Annotated in this window: 6 protein-coding genes; all 6 read right to left on the bottom strand. The window is 56.8% G+C overall.

What is annotated here, in order from left to right; all coding sequences use genetic code 11:
- On the bottom strand, nucleotides 1–873 hold an 873-nt coding region (locus tag B2R17_RS09305; RefSeq protein WP_286763778.1), incomplete at its 3' end, for a translation initiation factor IF-2 N-terminal domain-containing protein.
- A 261-nt stretch (nucleotides 874–1134) separates the two neighbouring features.
- Complete coding sequence (gene nusA / locus B2R17_RS09300) at nucleotides 1135–2631, bottom strand: transcription termination factor NusA (protein WP_286763777.1); 1497 nt, start codon at nucleotides 2629–2631, stop codon at nucleotides 1135–1137.
- Nucleotides 2632–2758: 127 nt separating this feature from the next.
- Nucleotides 2759–4276 (bottom strand): hypothetical protein, encoded by a 1518-nt coding sequence (locus B2R17_RS09295; RefSeq protein WP_286763776.1) that lies wholly within the window; start codon nucleotides 4274–4276, stop codon nucleotides 2759–2761.
- Nucleotides 4273–5886, bottom strand: a complete 1614-nt coding sequence (locus tag B2R17_RS09290) for a hypothetical protein (protein ID WP_286763775.1) — start codon at nucleotides 5884–5886, stop codon at nucleotides 4273–4275. Before B2R17_RS09290 ends, B2R17_RS09295 begins: the two co-directional genes overlap by 4 nt.
- Before the next feature lie 15 nt (nucleotides 5887–5901).
- Entirely contained in the window at nucleotides 5902–7707 is a 1806-nt protein-coding gene (locus tag B2R17_RS09285) for a general secretion pathway protein GspK (protein WP_286763774.1), read from the bottom strand.
- Nucleotides 7691–8734 carry a prepilin-type N-terminal cleavage/methylation domain-containing protein gene (locus B2R17_RS09280; protein WP_286763773.1) on the bottom strand — a complete coding sequence of 348 codons (1044 nt, stop codon included), beginning with the start codon at nucleotides 8732–8734 and terminating at the stop codon, nucleotides 7691–7693. Before B2R17_RS09280 ends, B2R17_RS09285 begins: the two co-directional genes overlap by 17 nt.
- Nucleotides 8735–8739: the final 5 nt, after the last annotated feature.

Genomic DNA, 8739 nt, shown 5'->3' with positions numbered 1-8739 from the left:
GCCGGTCTTGCCAGCTTCTTCGGGACGATTTCGCGAACGATCCAAGGACCGCATTTTTCCGCCCGCGGACGCGGAGTCACGGCGAACGGCAGACAAAGGCGTTCCGGGAGTGTTGGGAACGACACGGCCAGAGGAATTGTTGCCCATCCGTCCCGCGATTCGGCTTGCCAATCCACCGCCCTTGTTGGACGAACCATCGTCGTCGGATGACGCGACTGGTGCCGATTCACGCTTGGGTGATTCAGGAGCCTTGCGTCCACCGCCGTCCGATTTGGGACCGGGGACGTTCGGAGCAGATGCGGCCGATTCGGGCTTGGTCGATTGACCATCCGTTTTGGCGCCCATGCCGATCCCGCGACCGCTAGGCGACGCCATACCGGTTCCGACCCCACCAGTCTTTGGCAGGCGGACTTCTGGTTTCGGCGAACCGTCTGCTGCCGTTGACTCAGGAGCTTTCGCTTCTGGGGCAGGCGCCAACTTAGGCGTTCGCACAATCGGTGCAGGCTTGCCAACTGGGCGGCCGCCATCTCGAACGGGCTGTGCCGGTGCGTTTGGGCTGTCGGCGGCCTCCGCTGGTTTGGAAGAGCGGCCCACGTTGATCGCCGATGGCTTTCGACCGGTTGCTCCACTCAAATCACGAACGGGTGCAACGGGAGCCGTGGGCGTATCCTTTGTTGGGGGTGCAGCTTTGGGCTTTGGTTCAGATTTCGCAGCGGAACCGGCGAGATGACCTCGCACTTGCTGGGCCTCTTCGTCTGAGAGACTGGCCAGCGCGGAACCTTTGCCCGTGATGCCGGCTTTTTTCACCACATCAACGAGTTCTTTGCTGTCGAGATTCAGTTCTTTGGCGAGCGCGTAAATGCGTACTGGCACTGGGTCGGGGTCCTGTCAAATTCGATAGGTGAAGTCCGCTCGCAATTCCTTGCGGCTGCGGCTTCGTGGTTTCGTTCATCAAAATCGCATAAAAAGACCTCCATCGTTGCTACCGCCAGTCGGTGACAAAGCACCAGACTCGCTGAAAACAACGGGGAATTTCATAGCGTTCAAATTGTCCCAAGGACGATTGCAAAGACCAACTTTGCTTCTGTCCCACGTTAGGATAGCGTACGCGGCCCGTTTTTGAAAACGGCTCACTCAGCCTTCCTGCTTGTTACCATCGGCCTCAGTCGATTCAACCGCTTCGGCGACCGGCTCAGGCTCTTCGGATTCAGTCTGGCCCTCTTCCGCCACTGGCCCGCTCACTTCATCAGCGGGTTCGGCGGGGGCCTCTTCGGTGGAGGTAGTCTCCGGTGTTTCGGTAGCAACTTCAGCCGCAGGCTGATCGCCTTCGGCTGCTTCTGCGTTCTCCGCTTCCGCGGTTTCAGCGGTTGCTTCTTCCGTGCTCGCTTCGGCAACTGGCGTCTCAGCCTTTGCCGGAGCAGGAGCGTTTTGGTCGGTTCGCTCTTGGTCTCGTCGGACGCGGCGTTCTTCTGCGGCAGCTTGTTCAGCTTCCTCCGCTTTGGCTTCCGCCGTTTCGACAATCCGATCGACATCCGCTTCGCTCAAGCCGCTCATTTCCATGAACAGGTCAGGCTCGATCACGGACAAGTCGTCATATGACAAATAGCCTTGCTCGACCAACGCCTGAGCAATCTCCTCGGTGATGCCTGGAATCTGGCTGAATCCACCCACCGCTCGCTCGATTTGTTCTTCGAGCTCGCTGTTGGTCATGATTTCGATGTCCCAGCCGCAAAGCTTACTGGCCAATCGAACGTTCTGACCACGACGACCAATCGCGAGCGAAAGCTGGTCTTCTTGAACCAAAACAATCGCACGACCAATCATGTCGCACAACAAAACTTGATCGACTTCGGCAGGTTGCAAAGCGTTGGGGATCAAAACTTCGGGATCGCTGTCATAGCGGACCACATCGATGTGCTCGCCAGCCAACTCTTCGCGAACGGCTTTGATCCGACTGCCGCGATAACCAACACAAACACTGATCGGATCAATTTGCTGATCTTCGCTGCTGACGGCAACCTTGCTTCGGTAGCCAGGTTCACGCGAGATCGACTTGATGGCGATCACGCCGTCGTTCAGCTCAGGGATTTCTTGTTCAAACAAGCGTTGTACGAATTGTGGCCGCGTGCGAGACAACACAACGCGAACGCGGTTGCCGCCGGATGGCCGGACTTCAAATACGATCGCACGGACGCGTTCGTTCGCGTGAAGGCTTTCGCCAGGAATTTGTTCGCTGCGTGGCAGGATGGCTTCGACGTTGCCCAAGTTGACCGTTGCGACGCCGCCGTCGGCACGCCCAATCATTCCGCTGACGATCTCACCGATTTGATCGCGGTATTCCAACATCAAGGCGTCGCGTTCAGCTTCGCGGACCTTCTGAATGATGACTTGCTTCGCCGTTTGAGCTCCGATGCGACCAATTTGATCGTCGCCGAGAGGTTCGCCAGCCAACGTCGCGGCGATCGCTCCGTTGTCACGACTGATCGAAACAATCACATCCGATTCTTCGCCATACTGCTTCTTTGCCGCGCTTTGTAGAGCCGACTCGATCGCCTGAAACAGCAGTTCTGGATCGATGTTTTTATCGCGATGCAGCGAATCGACGTATCGCAAAATGTCTTGCGGATTCATGGCGAAGAGAAGTCTTGAGACGAAAAGATAAAAAAACAGCCCGGACCGAATCGGCCCGGGCGAACGATTTCCCTGGTGATGAGCCGAGACTATCGCTCGGCGGTTGAATTGTCAATCCGAACTGGGGTCAATCCAGCTGCGATTGTGGGGTTGGCTCCTCGGATGAGTCAGCTTCTTCCGTTTGTTCGGATGGCGTTTCCGTTTGCTCCGACAATGAAGCAGGAGCTTCGGTCGCAGTTTCCTCCGCCGCATCGGGTTCGTCCTTGGCGGCTGCTTCATCGACAGACTGCGGCGATGATCCTTCGCCAGCTTCCATCACAGCCTCATTGGAATCCGACTCACCGTCCTCGTCAGCGGCGGGCGTTTCGCCGGACTCTTCACTGCCATCTTCCGCCGCGGCGTCAGTTTCCTTGGGTTGCTCCGGAGATTCCAAGGCCACCGCTTCGGACAACTTACCCGATGGTCGCAGCTCGTATTCTTTGCCGCCAATTTCCAACAACACCAATCGAGCCGAAACCGATTTGACGCTTCCTTTCATCGATCCGATCTCAAACGAATCTCCGACTTGCAGCTTCAGAGTTTCCCCGCGAGTCCGAACATTCATCCATGCCGTCCAATCGTCGCGTCCCTGAACCAACGCGGTCAGATAAGTCTGCGTCGCGTCGTCGAACTTAGGTGGCAATGGGTCGGGTTCTTTTGGCGGCGGAGGATTCTCAAGCTTGACGACCAATGTCTTTTCGATCTGACGACGCGGATAACCGGTGTCCGTCATTCGAACGACAACCTGCAACGGTTCTTTGTCAGGCGCAGCCGATGCGTCACCTGATTCTTCACCGTCTTCAGGATCCGCAGGCGGGTTGAACGTGAACGTTCCCGAGTCGGCCTTGAAGCTGGCCCACTCTGGCAGGTCACCTTCCAACTCATAAGTCACTTCGGTGCCTTCGGGATCATCCACCTTCAAGCGGACATCGGTCTTTTCACCTTTGACGGCAACCAATGTTGCATCACCGGCATACACAGGCGGCTGGTTGGGTGGCTGGAAGAAATTGCGATTCAAGATCGCCTGACGTGTTTCGTCGAGCGACTTGGCAACTCGCCAAGATTCACGTTCCGGAATCTTCGCGTCGATCGCTGCGTTGTTGAGCGAGATCGCATCGATGGTCATCTCAACATTCAGATCACCCGTTCGCGACGGACCAAAGTTCAGTTCGCGAATTCGATGCAGGTAGTCGCGAGCGTAGAAGTCATGCAACAGCCCAACCAAACCATCCAACGATGTCTTGCCGGAAACGCGAAAGCCGTAACGGTAGTAAAGATCGCCAACCGGTGCGTCGCTGACGGGGTCAACACCTGCGTCTCTCAACCCGGCTTCGCGGACCGTCCCCAACAACCACGATTGATAGGTGCTCTGAGCCCGCTCTGGGTTGCTGGGCAATGAACGCACCATGTACTCGCCCATTTGACGATCGGCATAGGCACCGGCCAATAACTTCTCGTTCAGCGTGTTGGCTTCGTTCTGCAATCCTGCCAAGCGATTGTCACGAAACTTGATCGCATCTCGGTAGCGATTGAATCCCCACTGGAACGCAATGACCACAAACAGGCCGCCAACGGCCATCGCTAAAAAGCGTTCACGTTGAGTCATGACTGCACCTCCGGTTGAACGTTCACGTTGAGGCTCGCCGACTTCGAAGCTTCTTGGGTTTCCTGGTCAGGCGGAGTTGCATCGGGATCCGGGGTGGATTCGCCGCCCGCACCTGCTTCGGTCGCAGATTCTTCTTCCGCGGCTTTAGCAATCCGCTCGTAGCGATCCGCACGAACGCTTTCGGTTTCCACCGAGACAGTTTCGCGAATTTGCCAACGGTAAGCATCTTCGGTGTCAACTTGGCTGGCTCCGTCGCCGACGACGCGGTGCGATTCATCCCGCAGCGACGATTCCATTTCGTCGATCACATCAGGTGATGTTACCAATCCGGAAACAACCATCCGTCCACCACCCTGGCGTGAATCCGCCTGCGCGGAAACCTGCTTCAAAATCAACTGATCCGATGGAGGCAGTGCTTCGGCCAGACGTTCGATTTCCTCCAGCCAGTTCACGTCGGCATCCAAAAATTGATCCAGTCTCTCAGTTCGCTGAACACTCGCGTCGGCGACTTTGACCTGGTCTCGCATCGTCGCATTCGCGGCTTCCAAACGTTCAATCTCCGAGTCGCGAGAACTGAGTTGACTCCAGAACAACCATCCCAGCCCCAAGACAATCGCCGCGGGGATACCAATCATCGCGGCCATCTTGCCACGGTTGGTGCTCGGCGGAATGTATTGACGTGGATTCGCGAAATCGATCAGCCGATCCGCGTAAGCTTCATCGGCGACCAACAGGCCGACCAACGGTGCCAGACGGCCGACGGTCTCACCGACCGAAGGCTCCACCGAAGAATCGCAGTCGACAATCTGCAGTGGGTTGATCAACCGTTTCTCGGAAGGCGTGTCCTGCCCTTGGTCCAAACGTTCGGCAAGTTGATCAAGCTCTTCACGATGGCGATCGGGTGTTCCCCAAATCGCAATGTCGCAAGGCGAACCCGATGCCCCGCAAGCGATCATGCTGCGGCGAAGCTCACCCGCCAAGGCGTTGACCCGCGCCGGTGATTGCGAAGGCAACCGGACCGAACGAACGAATGAAACATCTCGACCACGGAACAAAACGATTTCCGCTTCGTCACCGACCAAGTCAATCAATGCCAACGTCGACCGAGTCGAATCGTTGGTCTTGTCTCTCAGAATGATTTGATACAACGCCGCGGCAGCGATTGGACGCAGTGCGATCCGACCGACGGTCATGCCCGCTTCGTTGATTGCTTTTCGGATTGGATCAAGCCTGTTCGCACCGGTCGCCGAGACGATCGCCCGCACGCCCTTCTCGGTTCGGCTGGTCTGCAGGTAATCCACCGTGGCACTGTCGCCAGCGGACGCGAACGTTCGCACGGCTTGAAACCGGATCATGTCCGGCAATTCATCATCCGGAACAGGCGGGAATTCCATCTGACGAAGCTCGGCTGAATCGCGTCCAACCGCGACCAAGCACTCTGATTTTTCCAAACCGTGCTCTTGGATCCATTTGCGCAACGTGGATCCCACGCCGGCGGTTTGAATCGGCAAAATCGCGGCATCAACGATTCGCGTTTGCTTGCCGGAAACCTCTCCGACCACAATCCGAATCTGCTGTTCGTCCCAATCGACGGCTACTTTTTTAGTCATGGTGCAATAGTTTACTCAGTTGTTGTCCGGAACCACGATGTTTCCGCCCAGGACCGACAGATCGAACCCGCGACCCAAATGCGTCAGGTCTCGGTAGTGAACCACACGCGGATTCGGTGTGGAGGCGTCAATGATGGCTTCGCCTCGGGCGGCCAAACCAGAGCCCGAATCGAACCCGATGACTTGAGCTCGAAAGACGTCGCCGCGAGCGGTCACCAACGGCAACAACGCTCGCATTTGATCCACTGTGACTAAACCCTCCGTGAGCGGCCAAGTTTCGTGATTGCGGTCAGAAGTCGTACCACCCACGTCCTGAGAACGTGCTTCGAGGATCGCCGACATGGTGTCCTCATCGACCAACGGAACCCCCATCAACAATTCCGCCGGACACTCGTTCAGGTTGATTCGGCCGGGCAAAACATCACCGTCTTGGGTCGTCAGTTGATCCATCAGAAGCGGCAGGAACTCGGCCAACAAAGTGGGCTCGCCAATCAAAGGCGATGTGTACGTGAACGTTTCGCCGTTTCTTTCCAACGAGACTTTCGCGTCGATCAGATCGAGAACCTGATTGAATTCGACGGCGGCTCCTCCAGTCAGATCGAAATCGTCCAAGGCTTCGACGGACCACGGCAACACGGTCCCTTCTGATTCAGAATTTGCGTTATCAGCATCCTGAGCTTCGATTCCCTGGGCGGCCAACGCTTCGGCACTCGCACCACTGACCACCGAGTCGGCGAGAGACGACTCTCCCGAAATTCGATAAGCGACGATGAACGACGCGAATACTTCGTCACCGATCGCAGTCATCAGCTCTTCGTAGAGGACTTCGAGATCATCGCCGTTGATATTGACCCGGAATTCACCATCCATCGTCTTGTTGGCTTCGGCACCGTGGACCGTCAAGTAGCTGGCCCAACCAAGAACTCCAGGTGTCTCGATGCTAGCGGCATAGCGTTGCTGCTCGTCGGGATCCAACACGCCGTTGCGATTGCTGTCCGCCCCAAATAACAGCTGAGGTGTGACGCCGCGAACGAGCAACAGTTCCTCAACCGTTTGCACTGGCCCATTTGCCGCCGCGTAAGGTGTCGCGAGCGATGTGTAGTACTCGTCTTCGCAGCCGTTTTCGCGTGGCTCGGTGTCTTCATCGAGCCAATCCAAAATCGCATCTGCGATCGTGACATCCATGCCCGGCAAAGTCATCAACAACGTCACGGCGATGTTTTCGCTCGACAAATCAGAATCCTCCGACGCGGTCGCATCACCCAAGATGCCACCCGCATCGACACTACCACCGGACAGTCCCGTCAACATGTTGATGGCATCGGAGTTTTCTTCCAGCACGGTCAGAGCGTTGATATTCAAACGAGCCGATTCGTTCTGCAATCCATAACGAATGCCACCCAGCGTGCCCATCTCGGTCAGGCCGGGCGCAAGCACCGTGAAGTTGCTGGTCGGGTTGCCCTGCGATCCATCGGTGATCGGCACCCCCTGAAACATACTCGGGTTGTTGAAAACGCCACCGGCGTCTTCTCGCATCGAAGCGGGTTGAGCCAACACCAAACGGACCGCTTCGATCCCCGAATCAACCGTTGCACGTGCCTGAACCAAATCGCCTGTCAAGTAAGCGGTTTCGTCCGCTGCGATCATCAAGTCGGTGAACGAGTAAACCGCCATGGTCGCGACCGCGATCACGATCAAAACCAGCACCAGAAAGAACCCGCGGCGACGAGCGTTTCGCGCGACAGGTTTGGTGCACGAATCATGTGCTGGACGTTCCAAGGACTCACCCAACTTTCGCAATGATTTATTCTGCGACGACATCAGGTGCCTCCGCGGTGCTGGCGGCTTCTTGCTCTTCAAGCAAGGCTTCTCCGTCTTCGGGGAATGACATCGGAAGACGAATCACGTGAGTGAAGACGCGACCTTCTGTTAAACCAATTGTGGTGGAACCAGCAGACTCGCCAAATGCCGCACCCGGCGACGCGGGCGGAGCCAACTGCAAACGAACACGAATCGCCAGCGGCAAATACCCGGTTTCGTCGGTGCTGTACTGCGGCAACCAGTTCACACCGTCGTAGTATTCAAACGCAATCGCGACAACTTCAGGAGCGATCAATTCACCGGTTTGATCCAAACGGGACGAGCCACCGGTCAACATCGCCTGCATGCTGATGGCTCGATCCAACTGACGTCGAACCAGACCGCCACCCGTCGAAGTGGCGTTCGTGGTTGCGCTCTCATCCGTTGCCGCCAACTTTTGCATCTCGTCTTGAATTCCAAACGAGCCCGCGACCTGAACAAAATAAGTGACCGTTTTGATGTCGCTGGGACGGTCCAATAGATCGACTCCGGAGCTGATCGCCAAATCAGGATCAATCGCGGTTTGCTCCAAACTGGGCAAGCGGCTGACATCGATTTGCAACTGAGTTTCATTGCCGATCAAACCAGGCGACTGCAGAACAACTCCGGACGTTATCCCCATGTCCGATTCCAAAGTCGGATCACCATTGAGCGTGTCGGGATCATCCGGCGGCAATTCGTCATCACCTTCGCCCGCGGATGCGCCACCGCCGGTCAAGCCGAGACTTTCCAGCGGAGCCGCCGCCGCGGACAACACATCCGACAAGGCGTCGGTGGAAACCGGACGAGTGACCAGCGTCATCCGCAAATCATCTTCGATCAGTTGCAGCAAAGCCGACGCGAGTTGAGCTTCACGAAACTGTTGTTCCGCGTTGTCCATTTCGCGAGCGTAGAAATTGATCGCACCACTGATCAGCCCCATCAACACAACGCTGAGCGCGAGCGTCAAAAGCATCTCCAGCAAGGTGAAACCGGCACGTGGAATCACGACCG

This window comes from Rhodopirellula sp. UBA1907, from assembly GCF_002337565.1.
Taxonomy (GTDB): Bacteria; Planctomycetota; Planctomycetia; order Pirellulales; family Pirellulaceae; genus Rhodopirellula; species Rhodopirellula europaea.
This window is presented reverse-complemented; position numbering and strand designations above follow the sequence as displayed.